Genomic DNA, 21,263 nt, shown 5'->3' on the forward strand with positions numbered 1-21,263 from the left:
GGTGCGGGGCGGCCGCGGGCCGGCTCGATCCCGCAGACGGAATCATGATCCAGTTCGCTTGGCTGGCAACGGAATCGTCTGCGGCGGAGCACCCGGATCGGCTGCTGATCGTTGCCCACCACCTCGTCGTCGACGGGGTGTCGTGGCGCACCATCGTGCCGGATCTCGCGCAGGCGTGGATGCAGGCGGCGGCGGGAGCCGTGCCGGACCTGGCGCCGGTCGGGACCTCGCTGCGCCGATGGGCCCACGGCGTCGCGGATTCGGCGACCACGAAGGCGTTCGCCGGCGAGATGGATCACTGGACCGAGGTTCTCTCCGGTCCGGACCCGGCGCTCGGCGCCCGGGACCTCGACCCGGATCTCGACACGGTCAAGACCGCCGACCGGGTGCGAGTGGAGTTGACCACCGCGGCGACCGAGTCCCTGCTGACCACCCTGCCCGGCGCCTTCCGGTGCGGTGTCAGCGAGGGACTGATCGCGGCACTCGCGGTGGCGGTGTCCTTGTGGCGCAGTGGCCGTGGGCTCGAGGTGCCGTCGGTCCTGCTCAACCTCGAGGGACACGGTCGCGAGGACGACGCCGTCGCCGGGGCCGACCTGTCCCGGACGGTGGGCTGGTTCACCAGCCTGTTCCCGGTGCGACTGGACCTGGCCGGGGTGGATCTCGGCAGTGCAGTCGACGGTGGCGACGCGGCGGGCACCGTGATGAAGGCGGTCAAGGAGCAGCTGCACGCGGTCCCGAACCGGGGCGTCGGGTTCGGCGTACTGCGGTACCTCGACGGCGACACCGCTCCGGTGCTCGCGGCACTGCCCGTGCCGCAGATCAGCTTCAACTACCTGGGCCGCACCGGCGCGGCCCAGGTGCCCGAGTCGATGCGCGGCATGGGCTGGATCCCGGACCCGGACGCGCCGGATCTCAACGCCGCGAGCGGTCCCGAACTGACCGTCGCGGCGGTGGTGGACGTGAACGCGGTGGTCGACGACGGAGTCGACGGGCCGCGGCTGTCGGCCACCTTCGCGTTCCCCACCGGGCTGCTGACCGCCGACGAGGTCGCCGACCTCGCCGGCCTGTGGCGGCGTGCCCTCGAAGGGCTCGCGGCGCACGCCGACCAGCCCGCCGCAGGCGGCTTCACCCCGTCCGACTTCCCGCTCGTCCGGGTCGGCCAGGCCGAGATCGAACGGTGGGAGAGCCGGTACCCGGTGCTGTCCGACGTGTGGCCGCTCTCGCCGCTGCAGCGCGGCCTGCTCTTCCACGCCGAACTCGCCGAGCAGACGGTGGACGTGTACACCGCGCAGCTGCGACTGAGCCTGGCGGGCACCGTCGATTCGAGCAGGTTGCGTTCGGCCGCAACCGATCTGGTTCGTCGTCACGAGAACCTTCGCACCGCATTCGGGTACGCGGAGGACGGCACCCCGGTGCAGATCGTGCACGAGAACGTCGACGTGCCGTGGCGTGAGGTGGACGTGCGGGCTCTGTCCGAGCACGAACAGGAGGTCCGCCTGCAGAAACTGCTCGACGACGAGCGGATCGCCCGGTTCGCGATGGACAGCCCGCCCCTGTTGCGGATCCTGCTGATCCGGACGGCTGCCGAGCGGTACGTCCTCGCGATCACCAACCACCACATCGTCCTCGACGGCTGGTCGATGCCGCTGCTGGTGCGCGAACTGCTGGTCTCGTACGCGGCTGGCGCAGATGTCGCGGATCTGGCTCGCCCGCGTTCGTACCGGGACTACCTCGAGTGGCTGGCCGGGGCCGACGACGACGCTGCGCGGGCGGCCTGGGCACGGGCGCTGGACGGGGTCACCGAACCGACCCTGATCGCACCCGCGCGGGTACCGGGGGAACCGGGACCGCTGCCTGAGGAGCTGGTCGTCGAGCTGCCCGACGGCATGGTCGACGGGATGAGCCGGATGGCCCGCGAGCGCGGGGTGACGGTGAACACGGTGATCCAGGCGGCGTGGGGTCTGCTGCTGGCCCGGTTGCTGTCGCGGGGCGACGTCACCTTCGGTGCCACCGTGTCCGGTCGCCCGCCGCAACTGGCCGGCGTCGAGTCCATGCTCGGCCTGTTCATCAACACCGTGCCCGTGCGCGCGCAGATCGACCCGGACGAGGCGGTTGCGGACTACCTGTCCCGCCTGCAGGGGGACCAGGCGGACCTGCTCGATCACCATCACGTCGGCCTCGGCGACATCCAGGCCGCCGTCGGCGTGGGGGAGCTGTTCGACACCCTGACGGTCTTCGAGTCGTACCCGATGGACAAGTCCGGGTTCGACGAGAACACCGACATCGGGGGGATGCGGGTACTCGACCTCGACGCGCAGGACGCGACCCACTTCGCCCTGACGTTGACCTCGATCCTCGACCCGCAGCTGCGCCTGAGCCTGCGGTACGCACCCCAGTCCTTCGACCGCGACGCGGCGACGGTGCTGATCGCCCGGCTGGTCCGGATCCTCGAGACGATGACGCTGCAGCCGGACCTGGCGGTCGGGGAGATCGACCTCTTCGCCGAGGGCGAGCGGGAGCGGATCCTCGGGTGGTCACACGGTGACCGTCTGCCCGCCGAACGGCGTTCTCCGGTGGCGATGTTCGGGGCGCAGGTGGACCTGATCCCCGACACCGCGGCGGTGGTGGCCGGCGATCGGTCGGTCACCTACGCGGAGCTCGACGCCCGGTCGACGGCGTTGTCCCTCGAGCTGACGCGGCTCGGTGTCGGCGTCGACGACGTCGTGGCGCTGCTGCTGCCGCGGTCGGTGGAGTGGGTCGTCGCGATGCTGGCGGTCTGGAAGTCGGGCGCGGCCTACGCGCCGATCGACCCGACGTACCCCGCCGAGCGGATCGAGTCGATTCTCGAGGACACCGGTGCGCGGTGCGTGGTGAGCGAGACGGCGCGCGAACTGGCCGCGACGGTTGTCGCGATGGACGGGTTCGGCGGAGCCGACTCGGCCGCGCCGCGTCCGGTCGACCGGTGGCGTGAGCCGGGCGCGGGGCTGCGGTTGGGCTACGTCATCTCCACCTCGGGGTCGACGGGCAAGCCGAAGCCCACGCTGGTGCCGATGGCGGGCATCGAGAACACCCTCGCGTGGTATCGGCGCGAGCTGCCGTCGGACGGCGGACTGCTGATCGCGTCGTCGCCGAGCTTCGACCTGACGCAGAAGAACGTCTGGGCGGCGCTGACCGACGGGCGCACGATCCACCTCGCGGCGGACGGCTTCGACCCGTGGGACATCCTGCGAATCGTCGGCAACGGCGGTGTGGCGCTGGCGAACATGTCGCCCAGCGCGTTCGAGGCGGTCGTGGACAGCGACGGCGACGGTGTCCTGTCCGGGCTCGACGTGGTCGTCCTCGGCGGTGAGCCGATCCGGGTCGGCAAGATTGCGGCCCTGATGAGTTCCGGGCTGCACGTGGTCAACAGCTACGGCCCGACGGAGGCGTCGGACGTGGTCTCGAGCCGCGCGGCGTCGGCCTCGGACCTCGCCGGCGTGCCGATCGGCTCGCCGATCGCGAATCTCGATCTGTACGTGCTCGACGGCCGGATGCGGGTGGTCCCTGCGGGTGTCGTGGGTGAGCTCTACGTCGGAGGCGTCGGTGTCGGCCGTGGCTACGGCCGTCGGTTCGGCCTCACCGCGGACCGGTTCGTCGCAAGCCCCCTCGGGGAGGCGGGCGCCCGGATGTACCGGACCGGCGACCTGGTGCGCTGGAACGGCCACGGCGAGCTCGAGTACATCGGGCGATCCGACTTCCAGGTGAAGCTGCGCGGGCAGCGCGTCGAGCTCGGCGAGATCGAGTCGGCGCTCGCCCGGACCGACACGGTCGGTCAGGCCGTGGTGACGCTGCGCGGGGGCGTGGGCGGCGAGTTCCTCGCCGGATACGTGGTGGCCGCGCCGGGTGCGGAGATCGACCGGGCTGCGGTGCTCGAGGCGGTGGGGCGTGACCTGCCGGCCTACATGGTGCCGTCGGTGCTGGTCGTTCTCGACGAGCTCCCGCTGAACGCGAACGGCAAGCTCGACCGAAAGGCGCTGCCGGAACCCGAGTTCGCGGGTGCCGAGTTCGTCGCCCCCGGCACCGCCACCGAACTCGTGGTCGCGCGGATCTGTGCGGAGCTGCTCGGGGCGCCTCGGGTCGGCGCATCGGACAACTTCTTCCACCTCGGCGGCAACTCGCTGCTCGCGACCCGGCTGCTCGCGCGGCTGCACACCGAACTGGGCGTGCGGGTGAGCGTGCGCGAGCTGTTCGAGGCGCCGACGGTCGCGGCCCTGTCGGCCCGTCTCGACGACGGTGGCAGCGACGGGCTGGGTCGTGCACTGACCCGGATCGACCGCCCCGAGCGGATCCCGCTGTCGCCGGCGCAGTCCCGGATGTGGTTCCTCAACCAGTTCGACACCGGTTCCGGGGCCTACAACGTCGCGGTTGCCCTGCGGCTGAGCGGCACCCTCGACGTCGACGCGCTCCGCGACGCGGTCGCGGACGTGGTTGGTCGGCACGAGTCGCTGCGCACCCGTTACCCGGACTCGGTGGACGGTCCCAGCCAGGTGGTCCTCGAGGTGGACGACGTCGACGTCGCTCTGCCGGTCGCGGCGGTGACGCCCGCCGAGCTCGCGGATCGACTGCGCGACGAAGCTGCTGGAGGCTTCGACGTCACCACCGAGACGCCGGTGCGGCTGCGCCTGCTGCGGGTGGCGCCCGACGAGCACGTGCTCTCGATGGTCGTGCACCACATCAGCATCGACGCGTGGTCGATGCAGGCGCTCGCCCGGGACGTCATGGTCGCGTTCGGCGCCCGCGCCCACGGGCAGGCGCCGGGGTGGGCGCCGCTGGAGGTCCAGTACGCCGACTACGCACTGTGGAAGCAGGAGATCCTCGGCTCGGAATCCGACCCGCAGTCGCTGGTCGCGGGCCAGCTCGGGTACTGGGCGCAGCGGCTGGCCGGACTCCCGGACCTGCTGGTGCTGCCCTACGACCACCGTCGCCCGCCGACTCCGACCTATCGCGGCGCCGCGGTGCCCTTCACCATCGACGCGGACGTCTATCACGGCGTCCGTGAGATCGCCCGGCGCGCGAACGCCACGCCGTTCATGGTGCTGCACACGGCACTGGCGGTGCTGCTGGCCCGGTTGAGCGAGTCCGCCGACATCGCCATCGGCACCCCGGTCGCCGGCCGCGGCGAGGCCGCGCTCGACGACGTGGTGGGCATGTTCGTCAACACCCTGGTGCTGCGCACCGAGGTGGACGGGGCACGCTCGTTCGACGAACTGGTCGGTGAGGTCCGCGCAGTCGACCTCGCCGCGTTCGGGCACGCGGACGTGGCCTTCGAGCGTCTGGTCGAGGTCGCGGCACCCGCGCGTTCCCTGGCGCACCATCCGCTGTTCCAGGTGGTCCTGGCGTTCGAGGACCTGCCGGTCGACGGATTCGCCCTGCCTGGCCTGCAGATCGGGCGCGAGCCGCTGGACTTCGGAGTGGCCAAGTTCGACCTGCAGCTGACGGTCAGTGAGCTGCAGGACTCCGAAGGTGCCGCCGCCGAGTTCGTCTATGCCACTGATCTTTTCGACGAGAAGACCGTGGTCGGATTCGCGACTCGGTTCCTGCGGATCCTCACCGCCGCGGTCCGCACCCCGGCGGCGCCGGTGGGTGACATCGCCATCCTCGATGCGGCGGAACGGGCGTCGTTGCTGGCCCTGGGCGCGGCACCGTCCCGACCCGAGCTCTCCACGTCGACCCTGGCAGAGCTGCTCGCCGAGGCCGTCGCGGCTGATCCCGACGGGGTCGCGCTGGTGTTCGAGGGGACAGCTCTGTCCTATGCCGATCTCGACGCGGGCTCGAATCGTGTTGCGCGCGAGCTGATCGGGATGGGGGTCGGGCCCGAGTCGTGTGTCGCGGTCGCCCTGGAGCGGTCGATAGAGTCCGTGACCGCGGTGTGGGCGGTGGCGAAGACGGGTGCCGCCTTCCTGCCCGTGGATCCCACGTATCCGGCCGATCGGATCGAGCACATGCTCTCCGACTCGGGTACCGCGGTGGGTGTGACAGTCGAGGACAGCCGTTCGGCGCTCGGCGATTCGGTGCGCTGGCTGGTGCTCGACGAGGCCGACTCGGCGCAGCGGGTGGCGGCACGGTCCGCGGCCGCGCTCACCGCCGCCGAACTCTCGGGCGTCGTGCGGCCGGAGAACCCGGCGTACGTCATCTACACCTCCGGGTCCACCGGTGTCCCGAAGGGCGTCGTGGTCAGCCACGCCGGCCTGCGTGCCTTCGCGGACGACCAGCGCGACCGCTACGGGGTGCGGACCGATTCCCGGACACTGCATTTCGCGTCGCCCAGCTTCGACGCCTCGGTGCTCGAGCTGATGATGGCGGTCGGCGCCGGAGCCACGATGGTGGTGGCGCCGACGCACGTCTACGGCGGCGATGCGCTCGCCGAGCTGCTGCGCGAGCAGTGGGTGACGCATGCCTTCGTGACGCCCGCCGCGCTGGCCACGGTCGATCCGGCCGGGCTCGAGCATCTCGAGGTGGTCGTCGTCGGCGGTGACGCCTGCGAGGCGTCGCTGGTCGAGCGGTGGGCTCCGGGCCGGAAGATGTTCAACGCGTACGGGCCGACCGAGTCGACAGTGGTCGCGGTGCACTCCGATCCCATGGTCGTGGGTCGGCCGGTGACGCTCGGTGGTCCGGTCGTGGGCACCGACGTCGTCGTACTGGACGCCCGGCTGCACCCGGTGCCGGTCGGTGTCGCGGGAGAGCTCTATCTGTCGGGAGTCGGCCTGGCGCGCGGCTACCACGCGCGGCTGCCGCTGACTGCGGAGCGGTTCGTGGCCAACCCGTTCGGAGGCGCGGGTTCGCGTCTGTACCGGACGGGTGACCTGGTGCGGTGGACGCGGGAAGGGACTCTCGAGTACCTGGGCCGTACCGACGCGCAGGTGAAGATCCGGGGTCACCGGATCGAGCTGGGTGAGATCGACACCGTGTTGTCCGCTCACCCGGACGTGGACTTCGCAGTGACGGTGGGCTTCGACGGCCCCGGCGGCGTGCGTTCGCTGGCCTCGTACGTGTTGCCCCGCAGCGGTGTCGACCTCGAGGTCGCCGGGCTGGTGGCCCACGTCCGCGATCGACTGCCGGAGTACATGGTGCCGGCGTCGGTGACGGTGCTCGCCGAGGTGCCCTTGACGCCGGGCGGCAAGGTGGATCGCCGCGCCCTCCCGACGCCGGTGTTCGCGGTCCGGGAGTACCAGCCGCCGCGCACCGCCGCCGAGCAGCTGGTCGCGGACGTCTTCGCCGAGGTGCTCGGGACCGAGCGGGTCGGCGCCGACGACGACTTCTTCGCGCTCGGCGGCAACTCGCTCAGTGCCACCCAGGTGGTCGCCCGGCTCAACGCGACCGCGGGTACCGGGCTCCGTGTCCGGGAGATCTTCGGCAGCTCGACGGTGGCCGATCTCGCGGTCCTGCTGGACGACCACGAGGTCGCGGACCGCGTCGCCCTCGCGGCACGGGAGCGGCCGGAGTCGATTCCGTTGTCGCTGGCGCAGCAGCGGATGTGGTTCCTCAACCGCTTCGACCCCGAATCCGCGGTGTACAACATCCCGCTCGCGGTGCGACTGACCGGCGCCCTCGACACGGCGGCCCTCGCCGCCGCGGTGCACGACGTCATCGCCCGGCACGAGTCGCTCCGCACGGTCTTCCCGGAATCCGATCACGGTCCGCGGCAGTCGATCCTGCCCGCAGCCGAGGTGACCATCCCGCTGACCCCGGTCGAGGTCGACGGCGAGGCCGCACTGCCGGCCGCGATCGCAGGCCTCGTGTCCGACGGTTTCGACGTGACCACCGCGGTTCCGTTGCGCGGCGGCATCTTCCGGCTCGCGACCGAGGACCACGTGCTGGTGCTGGTCATCCACCACATCAGCGCCGACGGTTTCTCGACCCTGCCGCTGGCGCGGGACCTGCTCACCGCCTACACGGCCCGCACCCGCGGCGAGGGCCCGGACTGGCAGCCGTTGCCGGTGCAGTACGCGGACTACGCGCTGTGGCAGCGGGAGGTGCTCGGGTCGGAGGACGACCCGGCCTCGCAGGCGGCGGTCCAGCTCGCCTACTGGGCGGACCGGCTGGCCGGGGCACCCGGAGTGCTCGAACTGCCCTCGGACGGACCGCGTCCGGCGGTGGCCTCGTTCCGCGGCGCACGCGTCGACTTCGCACTCGACGCCGACCTGACCGACCGCCTGCGGGCGCTGGCCCTCGACCGGAGCGCCACCCTGTTCATGGTGTTGCACGCGGCCCTGTCGGTGCAGTTGGCGGCGTTGAGCGGCTCCACCGACATCGCGGTCGGCAGCCCGATCGCCGGTCGCGGCGAGGCCGCCCTCGACGACGTGGTCGGCATGTTCGTCAACACGCTGGTGCTGCGCACCGAGGTCGACCCGGAGCTGACCTTCGCGGACCTGCTGGCCCGCACCCGCGCCGTCGACCTGGCCGCGTACGGGAACGCCGACGTGCCGTTCGAACGCGTCGTCGAGGTCGCGAATCCGCCTCGGTCGCAGGCGTACTCACCGCTGTTCCAGGTGGCGCTCTCCCTGCAGAGCCAGGGTGTCGGCACGCTCGAGTTGCCGGACGTGCGGGTGTCGATGCTCGATCCTGGCATCGACGTCGCCAAGGTCGACCTGGAACTGACCTTCCGCGAGGGCGCCGACGGCATGGCCGGCTCGCTGACCTATGCCGCGGACCTGTTCGGCGAGGCCACCGCGCGCGGGTTCGTCGACCGGCTGGTGCGGGTGCTCGGCTCCGTCGTCGACGACCCGTCGGTCGTCGTCGGCGAGGTCGACCTGCTCGACGGGCCGGAGCGGGCAATGCTCGCCGACCGCGCCGTCGCGCAGGTGCCGCGGACCCGACTGCTGCCCGAGATCCTCGCCACCGGCGCAGCCGTGGATCCGACGGCGGCGGCATTGACCCTGAACGGGGTCGAGATGTCCTACGCGGAGCTCGACGGACGGTCGAACCGCCTTGCGCGGACACTGATCTCGCGGGGAATCGGTCCCGAGACCTTCGTGGCGATGGCGTTCCCGCGTTCGGTCGAGGCGTTGCTCGCGTTCTGGGCCGTCGCGAAGGCCGGTGCGGCCTTCGTTCCCGTCGATCCCGCCCTCCCGACCGCCCGGATCGAGTACATCCTCGCCGATTCCGGCACGGCCGTCGGCCTGACGGTCGCGCGCACGCGCGGCGTGCTGCCCGGCGGCGTCGAGTGGCTGGTGCTCGACGGTGAGGACGTGCTCGCCGAACTGGACTCGGCGTCCGACGTTCCGGTGACGGACGCGGACCGGACCGCCGTCCTGACCACGGCCAACGTGGCCTACATGATCTACACCTCCGGTTCGACGGGCACCCCGAAGGGTGTCGAGGTCACCCACACCGGGCTCGCCGCGTTCTGCGCGGACACCCGCCCCGAGGTCGGCCTCGCGCCCGGGTCGCGGGTGCTGCGCCTCTCGTCCGCCAGCTTCGACGCGTCGGTGTTCGAGATGCTGGCCGCCTTCAGCGCCGGGGCGACGATGGTGATCGCCCCGCCCGAGGTCGTCGGCGGTGACGAACTCGCGACCCTGCTGCGCGAGGAGCGGGTCAGCCACACCCTCACCGCACCCGCGGTGCTCGGCACCCTGGACACCCGGGACCTGCCCGACCTGCGCACCGTGATGGTCGGCGGCGACGTGTGCCCGCCCGAACTGGTGGCCCGGCTCGCGCCGGGGCGGCGCTTCTTCAACTGCTACGGCCCCACCGAGACCACCATCGTCATCACCTCCACCGAGCCGCTGTCGCCCGGTGACCGGATCACCATCGGCGCCCCGATCGGGGGTGCGGGTGCGGCCGTGCTCGACGCACGGCTGCGACCGGTGCCGGTCGGTGTCGTGGGTGAGCTCTATCTGTCGGGCGCCGGTCTGGCCCGCGGCTACCACGACCGCGCCGGCCTGACGGCGGGTCGCTTCGTGGCGAACCCGCACGGGGCGCCCGGCAGCCGGATGTACGCCACCGGTGACCTGGTGCGCTGGACCGCCGACGGTCAGTTCGACTTCATCGGCCGCGCGGACTCCCAGGTCAAGCTGCGCGGTCTGCGCATCGAACTGGGCGAGATCGAGGCCGCCCTGGCAGGCTGCGCGGGCGTGGCCCAGGCGGTCGTGGTGCTGCACCACGATCCGCACACGGGGGACCGGTTGCTCGGCTACGCCGTCGGCGAGGAGGGGGTCGCGCTCGACCCGCAGGCCCTGCGCGACGAGCTGGCAGGTCCGTTGCCGTCGTACATGGTGCCCGCGCAGGTGCTCGTCCTCGACGCGCTGCCGGTCACGGTCAACGGCAAGCTGGACCGCAAGGCCCTACCCGTGCCGGAGATGCAGGAACGTGAGTTCCGGGCGCCGTCGACGCCGATCGAGGAGATCGTGGCCGGTGTCTTCTCCGAGGTGCTCGGCGGTCCGCGCGTCGGCATCGACGACGACTTCTTCGCGCTCGGCGGCAACTCGCTCATCGCGACGCAGGTGGTCTCTCGGCTCGGTGCGGCGCTCGACGCACAGGTCCCGGTTCGGATGCTGTTCGAGTTCTCGACGGTGGCGGCCCTGGCGGTGGCCCTCGAACAGCACGCGGGCTCCGGCGGTCGCCGTGCGCTGGTGGCCGGTCCGCGTCCCGCGCGGATTCCGTTGTCGCTGGCGCAGCAACGGATGTGGTTCCTCAACCAGTTCGATCCGCAGTCGGCGGCATACAACGTGCCGATCGCCCTGCGACTGTCGGGAGAGTTGGACGTCGCGGCGCTGCGGGCGGCGGTCCGGGACGTGCTCGCGCGGCACGAGTCGCTGCGCACCGTCTTCCCGAACTCCGATGACGGTCCGTACCAGGAGATCCTGGACGTGGACGACACCGGACTCGACCTCGACGACGAGCAGATGTCGCAGGGAGCCCTGCTCCCGGCCATCGCGGACTTCGTGTCGCAGGGATTCGACGTCTCCGCGGGTGTTCCGTTGCGGGCCAGGCTGTTCGAGATCTCGGACGTCGAGCACGTCCTCCTCGTCGTCGTGCACCACATCGCGGCCGACGGGTTCTCCGTCGGCCCGCTGGGGCGGGACGTGATGGTCGCCTACGCGGCACGAGCCGAGGGACTCGCGCCGGGCTGGGAGCCCCTGCCGGTGCAGTACGCGGACTTCGCGCTCTGGCAGCGCGAGGTGCTGGGCGCCGACACCGATCCGACGTCGGTGCTCTCCCGGCAGCTGACCTACTGGACCGACGCCCTGGCCGGGCTTCCGGACCTGCTGGAACTGCCGACGGACCGGCCGCGACCCGCGGTGGCCTCGCAGGTGGGCAGCGAGGTGAAGTTCGAGATCGACGGCGCCGTCGTCGCACGGCTGGCGGCCATCGCGCAGGACAACGGCGCGACCCTGTTCATGGCGATGCACGCGGCCTTCGCCGTTCTGCTGGCGCGACTGAGCGGCAGCGACGACATCGCGGTGGGCACCCCGATCGCCGGACGCGGCGAGGCGGTGGTGGACGACGTGGTGGGCATGTTCGTCAACACCCTCGCTCTGCGTCTGCAGGTCGACGGCGCTGCCGGGTTCGGTGCCCTCGTGGAGCAGGCCCGGACTCGCGACGTCGCGGCGTTCGGTCACGCGGACGTGCCGTTCGAGCGGGTTGTCGAGGCCGTCAACCCGACTCGGACCACGGCACACCACCCGATCTTCCAGGTCGGGTTCTCCTTCCAGAACCTGCAGCACGGCGAGTTCGAACTGGCCGGCCTGCAGGTGGCACCGGTGGACTGGGACCTGCACGTCGCGCAGTTCGACCTGCACCTGGTCGTGTTCCCCAACGCGGAGCCGGGTGCCGGCACGACGTCCGCGGTCTTCACATACGCCGACAGCCTCTTCGACGAGCGGTCCGTCCGCGGCATGGTCGAGCGGTTCACGCGGATCCTCGACGAGGTCACCGCGGAGCCGACCCGACCCGTCGGGGACCTGCAGATCCTCGCCCCGGTGGAGCGGGATCTGGTTCTGACGCAGTGGAATGCGACCGGGCACCCGGTCGAGTCGGCCACCCTGGTGGATCTGTTCGATCGTCAGGTGGCCGCGACTCCCGACGCGAGTGCGCTGGTGTTCGCCGACCGCACTCTCTCGTACGCGGAGTTCGACGCCCGCGCCAACCGCCTTGCCCGGCACCTGATCGCGATGGGTGTCGGTCCGGACAGCAGGGTCGGCGTCGGGATCCGGCGGTCGTTCGACCTCATGGTGGCCGTCTACGCGATCGTCAAGGCCGGTGGCGCGTACGTGCCGCTGGACCCCGACCACCCGGCCGACCGCACGGCCTACGTGCTGGCCGCCGCCGCGCCGGTGTGCGTGCTCAGTGTGTCCGGTGAGCAGCTGGCACTGGGCGCCGACACCGCCCGGGTCGACATCGACACCCTCGACCTCTCCGCGGCGGCGAGCGGCCCGATCGCTCCGGCCGAACGCACTCGGCCCCTGCACGACGACGACCTGGCGTACGTGATCTACACGTCGGGCTCGACCGGCCGGCCGAAGGGCGTCGGTGTCCCGCACCGTGGCATCGTGAACCGACTGCTGTGGATGCAGCACATGTACCGACTCGGCGCCGAGGACTCGGTGCTGCAGAAGACTCCGGTCACCTTCGACGTGTCGGTCTGGGAACTGTTCTGGCCGTTGCAGACCGGTGCGCGCCTTGTGATCGCGGATCCGGACGGGCATCGCGATCCGAGGTATCTCGAGCGGATCATCCGGGACGAGCGGATCACGACGCTGCACTTCGTGCCGTCGATGCTCGAGCTGTTCCTCGGCGACGCAGACGTGTCCGCCTGCGAGTCGCTGCGGCACGTGTTCGCCAGCGGCGAGGCACTGTCGCCGAAGGCGGTCGTGGACTTCCACCGCGGCAGCCGGGCCCGGCTGCACAACCTCTACGGCCCGACGGAGGCGTCCGTCGACGTCACCTTCCACGAGACGAGTGCGGACACGACGGTCGTCCCGATCGGTGCGCCGGTGTGGAACACCCAGACCTACGTGCTCGACGCCCGGTTGCGCCCGCAGCCGGTGGGTGTCGCGGGAGAGCTCTATCTCGCGGGCGTCCAGTTGGCGCGGGGCTACGTCGGGCGCGCGGACCTGACGGCGGACCGCTTCGTGTCGAATCCCTTCGGCGACGCGGGTTCCCGGATGTACCGGACCGGCGACCTGGCGAAGTGGAACGCGAACGGCGAGTTGGAGTACCTGGGCCGCACCGACTTCCAGGTGAAGCTGCGGGGACTGCGGATCGAGCTCGGCGAGATCGAGGCCGCGCTCACGCGGGACGACTCCGTCGGTCAGGCGGTCGTGCTGCTGCGTGGCACCGGCGGCGGCGAGTACCTCGCCGGGTACGTGGTGCCGACGCCGGGCGCCGTGATCGACCGGCAGGCACTGCTGGAATCGGTGGCGCGTGCGGTGCCGCAGTACATGGTTCCGTCCGCGCTCGTCGTGCTCGACGCGATGCCGCTGAGCGCGAACGGCAAGCTGGACCGGAAGGCGCTGCCGGACCCGGAGTTCGAGGTCGCCGAGTTCGAGGAGCCGAGTTCGGCCACCGAATCGGTGGTGGCGGACGTCTTTGCTGCGTTGTTGGGTGCGGACCGGGTGGGACGGGCCGACAACTTCTTCGACCTCGGCGGTAACTCCCTGCTGGCGACGCGCCTGCTCGCGCGGGTGGAATCGCAGGTCGGGAAGCGGGCCAGCGTGCGGGACCTGTTCGAGGCGCCGACCGTGGCGGCGTTGGCGGCCCGGCTCGACGCCGTCGGCTCCGTCGCGGCCCGCGTGCAGCTGGTCGCGGGCCCACGTCCGGAGCGGGTGCCGTTGTCGTTCGCGCAGTCCCGGATGTGGTTCCTCAACCAGTTCGACCCGGCCTCGCCCGCGTACAACATTCCGGTGGCGGTGCGGTTGTCGGGCCGGCTGGATGTCGACGCGCTGCGTGCCGCGGTCGGTGACGTGCTCGGCCGGCACGAGTCGTTGCGGACGATGTTCCCCAATTCGGACGACGGTCCCTACCAGTCGATCCTCGACGTCGACGATGTCCGCCTGGACCTCGAACGGATGGAGGTGGCCGCTGACGAGCTGACGGCGGCACTCGTCGACTTCGCGACGACGGGCTTCGACGTCTCCTCGCAGATTCCGTTGCGGGCGAAGTTGTTCCGGGTTGCCGACTCCGAACACGTCTTCGCGTTCGTGGTCCATCACATTTCGTCGGACGGTTTCTCGGCCGGCCCGTTGGCGCGGGATCTCATGGTGGCGTACGCCGCCCGCAGCAACGGCGACGTTCCGGCGTGGGAGCCGCTCGCGGTGCAGTACGCGGACTACGCGTTGTGGCAGCGGAAGGTGCTCGGCGACGAGAGCGATCCGGAGTCGCTGGCGGCACTCCAGCTCGGGTACTGGTCGGAGCAGTTGGCAGGCGCCCCGGCGCTGCTCGATCTGCCGACCGACCGTTCGCGCCCGTCGGTGGCCTCGGCGCGGGGCGCACGCACGGACTTCACGCTGGACGGGTCGTTGGTGGGTCGGTTGACGGACCTGGCCAGGGAGCGTCAGTCGTCCCTGTTCATGGTGCTGCACGCGGCCTTGTCGGTGCAGCTGGCGGCGCTGAGCGGGTCGACCGACATCGCCGTGGGCAGCCCGATCGCCGGTCGCGGCGAGGCCGCGCTCGACGATGTGGTGGGCATGTTCGTCAACACCCTTGCGCTGCGGGTCGAGGTCGATCCGGCGCTGACGTTCGCGGACCTGCTGGCCCGGGTGCGTGCGGTCGACCTGGCCGCGTTCGGTCATGCCGACGTGCCGTTCGAGCGGGTGATCGAGGTGGTCAACCCGCCCCGGTCGCAGGCCCATGCCCCGCTGTTCCAGGTGGCGTTGTCGCTGCAGAACCAGGGGCTGGCATCGTTCGAGTTGCCGGGTATCGAGGTGTCGGCACTCGAGGCGGACGTGTCCGTCGCGAAGCTGGACCTCGAGCTGACGTTCCGGGATGCCGGCGACGGGCTGCTGGGGTCGCTGACCTATGCGACGGACCTGTTCGACGAGTCGACGGCGCGCGGGTTCGCCGAGCGTCTCGTTCGCGTGCTCGAGGCGGTCGTCGCCGAGCCCACGATGGTCGTCGGTGCCGTCGACATGAGCGATTCCGCGGAGCGGACGGTGCTTGCCGAGCGGGCGATGGCGTCCGCGCTGCCGGCCCGACTGCTGCCGGAGATCCTGACCTCCGGTGCGGCGGTCGATCCGCAGGCGATCGCGCTGCGGGCGCCCGGCGTCAGGATGTCCTACGCGGAGCTCGACCGTCGGTCGAATCGTCTCGCGCGCTTGCTGATCTCGCGCGGGATCGGGCCGGAGTCCTTCGTCGCGCTGGCGTTCCCGCGGTCGGTGGAGTCGGTGGTCGCGCTGTGGGCGGTGGTGAAGACCGGTGCGGCCTTCCTGCCGGTGGACCCGGCACTGCCGAGTGCTCGCATCGAGCACATCCTCAGCGATTCCGGTGCCCTCCTGGGTCTGGCCGCGGCCGATGTGCGGGAGCTGCTGCCGGCCGGCGTGGAGTGGCTGGTGGTCGACGACGACGTGGCCCCGGACCGGTCCGACGCCGTTGTCACGGACCGGGACCGGACCGCACCGTTGTCCGAGCTCAACACGGCGTACATGATCTACACCTCCGGATCGACGGGTATGCCCAAGGGTGTGGCGGTGACCCACACGGGCCTGGCCGCGTTCTGCGCGGACGCTCGCAGCGAGATGGGACTGACCAGCCAGTCGCGGGTGCTGCGGTGGGCGTCGTCGAGCTTCGACGCGTCCGTGTTCGAGATCATCTTCACCTTCAGTGCGGGCGCGACCATGGTGGTCGCACCGCCGGAGATCGTGGGCGGCACGGAACTGTCGCGGTTCCTGGGCGCGGAGCGGGTGACCCACATCTCCAGTGCGCCTGCGTCACTGGGCACGTTGGTCGCCGAGGATCTCCCTGCGCTGCAGACGGTGTCGGTCGGTGGCGACGTGTGCCCGCCGGAGCTGCTCGAGCGACTGGGACCGGGGCGCCTGTTCTTCAACGGCTACGGCCCGACCGAAACGACGATCGTCGTCACGATCACCGATCCGTTGGCTCCCGGTGACCGGATCACGATCGGTTCTCCGATCGCCGGTACCGGCGCCGTGGTGCTCGACGCGCGGTTGCGGCCGGTGCCGGTCGGGGTGGTGGGTGAGTTGTACCTGTCGGGCGCCGGTCTGGCCCGCGGCTACCACGACCGCGCAGGCCAGACGGCCGGTCGCTTCGTGGCGAACCCGCACGGGGCGCCCGGCAGCCGGATGTACGTCACCGGTGACCTGGTGCGCTGGACGACCGACGGTCAGCTCGACTTCGTCGGGCGCATCGACTCGCAGGTGAAGCTGCGTGGACTGCGGATCGAGCTCGGCGAGGTCGAGGCTGCCCTCGCCGGATGCGACGGAGTGGCGCAGGCTGTGACGGCGGTGCACCGCGACGCGCACACGGGTGAGCGCTTGCTCGGCTACGTCGTTGCCGAGGCCGGCGCCGAGTTGGATCCGGCCGCGTTGCGCCGTGAGCTGACCGAGTCGCTGCCGTCGTACATGGTTCCGGCGCAGGTGGTCGTGCTCGACGAGTTCCCGGTGACCGTCAACGGCAAGCTGGACCGGAAGGCGTTGCCGGTCCCGAGCTTCGAGGCCGCGGTCTTCCGGGCACCGTCGACTCCGGTCGAGGAGATCGTCGCCGCGGTGTTCGCCGAGGTGCTCGAGGTGGAGCGGGTCGGCGCCGACGACGACTTCTTCGCTCTCGGTGGCAACTCGCTGATCGCGACCCAGGTGATCTCCCGCCTCGGCGCGGCGCTGAACGCGCAGGTGCCCGTGCGGGTGCTGTTCGAGGCCTCGACGGTGAGCGCGCTCGCGGTGGCGGCGGAGCGGCACGTCGGTGCCGGGGGACGGGTGGCGCTGGTCGCCGGTCCTCGGCCCGCGCGAATCCCGCTCTCGCTGGCTCAGTCCCGGATGTGGTTCGTCAACCAGTTCGACACCGCCTCGCCGGCCTACAACATTCCGTTGGCGATCCGGCTGACCGGAGACCTCGACGTCGCGGCGTTGCGGGCGGCGGTCGGTGACGTGCTGCAGCGACACGAATCGCTGCGCACGGTGTTCCCCAATTCGGCGGACGGCCCGTACCAGGTGGTCGCCGATCTCGGCGAGTTCACCTCCGACCTCGACGAGGTCGGGGTGCAGGCGGACGGCCTGACTGCCGCGTTGGTCGAGTTCGCGTCCCGCGGATTCGACGTCTCGACCGAGATCCCGTTGCGCGCCAGGCTGTTCCGGGTGATCGAGAGCGGAGCCGGCGGAGCGACCCAGAGCGGCGAGGCGGATTACGTCTTCGCGGTCGTGGTTCACCACATCTCGGCCGACGGGTTCTCCGTCGGACCGTTGGCACGCGACGTGATGGTGGCCTACGGCGCCCGGGCCGAGGGGCTGGCACCGGAGTGGGAGCCGTTGGCGGTGCAGTACGCGGACTTCGCGCTGTGGCAGCGGGAGGTGCTCGGGTCGGAGGACGATCCGGAGTCGCTGGCGGCGGTTCAGCTCGGGTACTGGCGCGAGCAGTTGGCCGGGGCGCACGAGGTGCTCGAGCTGCCGACGGACCGTCCGCGTCCGCCGGTGGCGTCGATGCGTGGCGCCCGAACCGAATTCGCGGTGGACGCGGAACTGACCGGTCGCCTGCGCGAGCTCGCGCTGGCGAAGCAGTCCACCCTGTTCATGGTGCTCCACGCAGCGCTGGCGGCGACCCTGTCGCGGCTGAGCGGTTCGAGCGACATCACCGTCGGCAGCCCGATCGCCGGTCGCGGCGAGGCGGCGCTCGACGACGTGGTCGGCATGTTCGTCAACACCCTGGTGCTTCGCACCGAGGTCGACCACACCCTGAGCTTCGACGAGTTGCTGGCGCGGACCCGCGCCACCGATCTGGCCGCCTTCGGCCACGCCGACGTGCCGTTCGAGCGAGTCGTCGAGGTTGTGAATCCTCCACGTTCGCAGGCGCATTCGCCGCTGTTCCAGGTGGCGCTGTCGCTGCAGAACATGGGTGTGACGTCGTTCGAGCTGCCGGGCCTCGAGGTCTCGGCGCTCGACACCGAACTCTCCGTGGCGAAGCTGGACCTGGAGCTGACCTTCCGTGACGGCGAGGACGGTCTGGCCGGCTCGCTGACCTACGCGGCGGACCTGTTCGACGAGTCGACTGCGCGTGAGTTCACGCAGCGGCTGGTGCGACTGCTGGCCGCGGCCGCGGCCGATCCGGCCGTGGCCGTCGGCGAGCTCGACCTGCTGGACGAGGCCGAGCGGGCGTCCATCGACGCTCGCGCGGTCGCGGCGGATCTTCCGGAGCGGCTGCTGCCGGAGATCCTCACCGCCGGCGCGGCGCTCGCCCCGGACGCCGCGGCGCTGGTCGCCGGCGACGAGCAGATGTCGTACGCGGAACTCGACGCGTCGTCGAACCGACTGGCCCGGCTGCTCGTCTCGCGGGGCGCGGGTCCGGAGACGTTCGTGGCGCTGACGTTCCCGCGTTCGGTCGAGTCGGTGGTCGCGATGTGGGCGGTCGCCAAGACCGGCGCGGCATTCCTTCCGGTCGACCCGGCGCTGCCGACCGCTCGGATCGAGCACATTCTCGTCGACTCGGGCGCGGTGCTGGGCCTGACCGTGGCGGAATCGCGAGAGGTGCTGCCGGCGGGCGTCGAGTGGTTGGTGCTCGACGGCGAGGACGTGCTCGCCGAGCTGGACTCGGCGTCGGGCGCTCCGGTGACCGACGCGGACCGGACCGCGCCGCTGGTCGCGACCAATGTCGCCTACATGATCTACACCTCGGGGTCGACGGGCATGCCCAAGGGCGTGGCGGTCACCCACACCGGGCTGACCCCGTTCTGCACGGACTCACGCCCCGAGTTCGCCGTCACCGGCAGCTCTCGGGTGCTGCGGATGTCGTCGGCCAGCTTCGACGCGTCGGTCTTCGAGATGATCGTGTCCTTCAGCGCGGGCGCGACGATGGTGGTCGCCCCGCCGGAGGTCGTCGGTGGCGACGAACTCGCGGCGCTGCTGCGCGATGCGAACGTCACCCACGTGATGAGCGCGCCCGCCGCGCTGGCGACGATGCGCTCGGAGGAGCTGCCCGACCTCGAGTTCGTGGGGGTCGGCGGCGACGTGTGCCCGCCGGAGTTGGTGGCGCGACTGGCGCCGGGGCGGCGCTTCGTCAACGGCTACGGCCCGACGGAGACCACCATCGTGGTCACCCTCACCGGACCGTTGTCCGTGGGCGAACGCATCACCATCGGTGCGCCGATCGACGGGGTCGGCGCCGTGGTGCTCGACGCGCGGCTGCGCCCGGTCCCGCTCGGTGTGACGGGTGAGCTCTACCTGTCGGGCGCCGGACTGGCCCGCGGCTACCACGATCGCGCCGGGCTGACGTCGGCCCGGTTCGTGGCGAATCCGTTCGGCGGCCCCGGCAGCCGGATGTACGCCACCGGTGACGTGGTGCGCTGGACGGCGGACGGTCAGCTGGACTTCGTCGGCCGCGCCGACTCGCAGGTGAAGGTCCGCGGCCTGCGGATCGAACTCGGCGAGATCGAGGCGGCACTGGTCGGCTGCGCGGGCGTCGCGCAGGCCGTCGTGACCGTTCACGACGATCCGCACACCGGGCAGCGCCTGCTCGGCTACGCGGTGGGCGAGCCGGACACGGCCCTCGACCCGGCGGCGTTGCGCGAGGAGCTGGCCCGCTCGCTGCCGGCGTACATGCTGCCGGCGCAGCTGGTCGTGCTCGACGCGCTGCCGGTGATGGTGAACGGCAAGCTCGACAAGCGCGCGCTGCCGGTGCCGGAGATGCAGGCGCGGGAGTTCCGCGCACCGTCGACGCCGATCGAGGAGATCGTGGCGAGGGTGTTCGCCGAGGTGCTCGGTGTCGAGCGGGTCGGCGCGGACGACGACTTCTTCGCGCTCGGCGGCAACTCGCTGATCGCCACGCAGGTGGTCTCGCGGCTCGGTGCCGCGCTCGACGCGCAGGTGCCGGTCCGGGTGCTGTTCGAGGCCTCGACGGTGAGTGCGCTCGCCGTCGCCGCCGAGCAGCATGCCGGCGAGGGCGGGCGCCCGCCGCTGGTGGCGGGCCCACGGCCGGAGCGGATCCCGCTGTCGCTGGCGCAGTCGCGGATGTGGTTCCTCAACCAGTTCGACACCAGTTCTCCGGCGTACAACGTGCCGGTCGCGATCCGGCTGGCGGGCGAGTTGGACGTGGCGGCGCTGTGGGCGGCGGTCCGGGACGTGATCGCCCGGCACGAGTCGCTGCGCACCGTGTACCCCAATTCGGACGACGGTCCGTACCAGGTGGTTCTCGGTCCCGACGACGTCGCCTTGGACCTCGACGAGGTGCGGGTGTCGCCGGACGACCTGGTGAGCGCGTTGACCGGGTTCGTGTCCGAGGGATTCGACGTCTCCGCCCGGGTTCCGGTGCGGGCGCGACTGTTCGAGACAGCGGACTCGGAGTACGTCTTCACGTTCGTGGCGCACCACATTGCCACCGACGGATTCTCGGCCGGGCCGCTGTCGCGGGACATGATGGTGGCGTACGTGGCGCGGGCCGAGGGGCTGGCACCGTCGTGGGAGCCGTTGGCGGTGCAGTACGCGGACTACGCGTTGTGGCAGCGGGAGATGCTCGGGTCCGAGGACGACGCCGAGTCGGTGCTGGCGCGCCAGTTGAGCTTCTGGACCGACACGCTGGCCGGGTTGCCGGACCTGCTGGAGCTGCCGACGATCCGGCCGCGGCCTGCGGTGGCGTCGGCGGTCGGCGGCTCGGTGGAGTTCGAGATGGAGGGCGAGGTCGTCTCGCGGTTGTCGGCGATCGCCCAGGACCGCGGCGCGACGCTGTTCATGGCGGTGCACGCGGCCTTCGCGGTGCTGCTGTCGCGGCTGAGCGGCACCGACGACATCGCGGTGGGAACCCCGATCGCCGGCCGTGGCGAGGCGGCGGTCGACGATCTCGTCGGCATGTTCGTCAACACCCTCGCGCTGCGCCTGAACGTCGACGGCGGAGCCGGATTCGGCACGCTGGTCGACCAGGCCCGGTCCCGGGATCTGGCGGCCTTCGGTCACGCCGACGTGCCGTTCGAGCGGATCGTCGAGGCGGTCAACCCGACCCGCACGACTGCGTACCACCCGATCTTCCAGGTGGGCTTCTCGTTCCAGAACCTGCAGTCCGGGTCGTTCGAGCTGGCCGGCCTCGAGGTCCTGCCGGTGGACTGGGACTCGAACGTCGTGAAGTTCGACCTG

At 71.3% G+C, this 21,263-nt stretch carries 1 protein-coding gene (running past one end of the window); it reads left to right on the forward strand.

Going from position 1 to position 21,263, the window contains the following annotated elements:
* Positions 1-44: 44 nt before the first annotated feature.
* Positions 45-21,263: the 5' portion of a non-ribosomal peptide synthase/polyketide synthase gene (locus ACFXGJ_RS15200; RefSeq protein ID WP_378621268.1), read on the forward strand. Its footprint extends 5,973 nt past the window's final position; the window shows 21,219 of its 27,192 coding nt (coding positions 1-21,219); the start codon lies at positions 45-47; its stop codon lies beyond the right edge, outside the window.

This window comes from Rhodococcus sp. NPDC059234, from assembly GCF_042754225.1.
GTDB lineage: Bacteria > Actinomycetota > Actinomycetes > Mycobacteriales > Mycobacteriaceae > Rhodococcus_G.